This is a genomic window from Rhodopseudomonas sp. BR0C11, assembly GCF_010820945.1.
In the GTDB taxonomy this organism is placed as follows: Bacteria; Pseudomonadota; Alphaproteobacteria; order Rhizobiales; family Xanthobacteraceae; genus Rhodopseudomonas; species Rhodopseudomonas palustris_H.
Genome location: NZ_QTKI01000515.1, coordinates 1 through 2,947, shown reverse-complemented (window position 1 = coordinate 2,947; position 2,947 = coordinate 1). Strand labels below are relative to the sequence as shown.

The following is a 2,947-nucleotide window of genomic DNA, read 5'->3' as shown; positions in this document are numbered from 1 at the left end:
GGCGCGCCCCCGCCCCTCGTCGTGACGACGACGGGCGCATAGCTCGGGCTCGGCAGAGCCGCGAGATCGCGACGCCGTGGCTGTTTGACAGGCTGAATCGGAACAACGCATTTCGAGCCGAAGCTCGAGACAAGCCTCGCGATCACGCACGCGCTCGTCCCACTCTCAGCTGTCATCGCCCGGCTCGTCCGGGCGAACCAGTATCCGAGCGCGTTCGTTTCATCGGCCGGTGCCGACCACGCGCTCTCTGCAATACTGGGTCCCCCGCCTGCGCGGGGGACGACGGAGGTGGGGACGGCGGCTTGCGCAGGCGATCACGACTGCAAGAAGTCCGCCGCTGTTACTTCGCCGCGACCTTCTGCTTGCGCCAGGCGAGGTGCAGCGCGCAGGTGCAACCCTGCGGGTGCGAGGCCAGCGCGGCGTCGTCGGCCGACAGCGGAGCATCGGCTTGCGGCGCCAGCGGCGGCATGCCGGTTTCATCCGTGGCGCCCGCGCTGCGCGATGGGATGTAATTCAGCACCGGTGCCAGCCAGCGTTCGGCGGTGGCGACGTCCCAGCCCTTGCGGGCGGCGTAGTCTTCGACCTGATCGCGTTCGATCTTGCCGACGCCGAAATAGGCGCTCTGCGGATGACTGAAATACAGCCCCGATACCGACGAGCCCGGCCACATCGCAAAGCTCTCGGTCAGCGTCACGCCGGCGGAGGCTTCGGCATCGAGCAGTTCGAACAGCGTCGCCTTCTCGGTGTGGTCGGGCTGCGCCGGGTAGCCGGGCGCAGGACGGATGCCCTGATACTTCTCCAGGATCAGATCGTCGGCCGACAGGGTCTCGTCCGGCGCATAGCCCCAGAATTCGCGGCGGACGCGGGCGTGCATCCGCTCGGCGAAGGCTTCGGCGAGACGATCGGCCAGCGCCTTGACCATGATCGACGAGTAGTCGTCGCGCTCGGCCTTGAACTTGTCGGCGATCACGTCCTCGCCGATGCCGGCGGTGACCACGAAGCCGCCGATATAATCGGCGACGCCGCTCGCAACCGGCGCGATGAAGTCGCTGAGCGCGGCGTTGGCACGCCCTTCGCGCTTGTCGAGCTGCTGGCGCAGGCTGTGCAGCGTGGCGATCGGCGTGGTGCGCGCTTCATCCGCATAGACCAGGATGTCGTCACCTTGCGCATTCGCCGGCCAGAACCCGATCGTCGCGTTGGCGGTGAACCAGTTCTCGGTGACGATGCGGTCCAGCATCTTGCGGGCGTCGGCATACAGCGACCGCGCCGCTTCGCCGACCACGCTGTCGTCGAGGATCGCGGGGAAACGTCCGGCGAGCTCCCAGGCCTGGAAGAACGGCGTCCAGTCGATGTAGTCGACCAGTTCGGCAAGCGAATAGCTGCTGAAGCTCCGGGTGCCGATGAAGGAGGGCTTGACCGGCTTGGTCGCGGCCCAATCGATCTTGGTGGCGTTGGCGCGGGCGGCGGAGAGCGTCAGCCGCTTCTTGTCGGCCTGGGCGCGGTGATGCGCGGCCGAGATCTTGGCGTAGTCGGCACGCACCTCCGCCGCATAGGCGGCGCCCTTGTCCTTCGACAGCAGCGAAGAAGCGACGCCGACCGCACGGCTGGCGTCGTTGACGTGCACCACGCTGCCGGCAGGGTAGGCGGGGTCGATCTTCACCGCGGTGTGGACGCGGCTCGTCGTCGCGCCGCCGATCAGCAGCGGAATGTCGAAGCCGCTCCGCTGCAGCTCGCCGGCGAGGAAGCTCATCTCGTCCAGCGACGGCGTGATCAGCCCGGACAGGCCGATGTTATCGGCGTTCTCGGCCTTCGCGGTCTCGATGATCTTGGCGGCCGGCACCATCACGCCGAGGTCGATCACCTCGAAGTTGTTGCATTGGAGCACGATGCCGACGATGTTCTTGCCGATATCGTGGACGTCGCCCTTGACGGTGGCGAGCACGATCTTGCCGGCGGAGGAACGCTCCCCGGAGTCCTTGCCCGCGGCGAGGTTGGCCGCCTTCTCGGCTTCCATGAACGGCATCAGATAGGCGACCGCCTGCTTCATCACGCGGGCCGACTTCACCACCTGCGGCAGGAACATTTTGCCGTCACCGAACAGGTCGCCGACCACGTTCATGCCGGCCATCAGCGGGCCTTCGATCACGTGCAGCGGCCGCCCGGCCTTGGCGCGCGCTTCCTCGGTATCGGCTTCGATGAACTCGGTGATGCCGTGCACCAGCGCGTGGCTGAGCCGCTGCTCGACCGGCCACGAACGCCAGGCGAGGTCCTGTTCCTTCTGCTGCTTGCCCTGGCCGCGATATTTGTCGGCGAGCGCCAGCAGGCGTTCGGAGGCGCCGGGATCACGGTTGAGGATGACGTCCTCGCACACCTGGCGCAGCTCGGGATCGATGTCGTCATACACGATCATCTGCCCGGCATTGACGATGCCCATGTCCATGCCGGCCTTGATGGCGTGATACAGGAACACCGAATGCATCGCCTCGCGCACCGGCTCGTTGCCGCGGAACGAGAACGACAGGTTGGAGACGCCGCCGGAGACGTGGGCGTGCGGCAGGTTTTGGCGGATCCAGCGCGTCGCCTCGATGAAGTCGACGCCGTAATTGTTGTGTTCTTCGAGGCCGGTGGCGATCGCGAAGATGTTCGGATCGAAGATGATGTCTTCGGGCGGGAAGCCGATGCGGTTGACGAGAATGTCGTAAGCGCGGGCGCAGATCTCGGTCTTGCGCGCGTAGGTGTCGGCCTGGCCGGTCTCGTCGAACGCCATCACCACCACGGCGGCGCCGTGACGCTTGGCGATGCCCGCCTCGTGAACGAATTTGTCCTCGCCTTCTTTGAGCGAGATCGAGTTCACCACCGGCTTGCCCTGCAGGCACTTCAGCCCGGCCTCGATGACGTTGAACTTCGAGGAGTCGACCATCCCCGGCACCTTGGCGATGTCCGGCTC

General features: G+C 66.4%; 1 protein-coding gene. It reads right to left on the bottom strand.

All coding sequences use genetic code 11. The features are described from left to right. Positions 1-340: 340 nt before the first annotated feature. The coding region (gene metH / locus DYI24_RS24365; RefSeq protein ID WP_164574154.1) for a methionine synthase at positions 341-2,947 on the bottom strand (2,607 nt) is incomplete at its 5' end.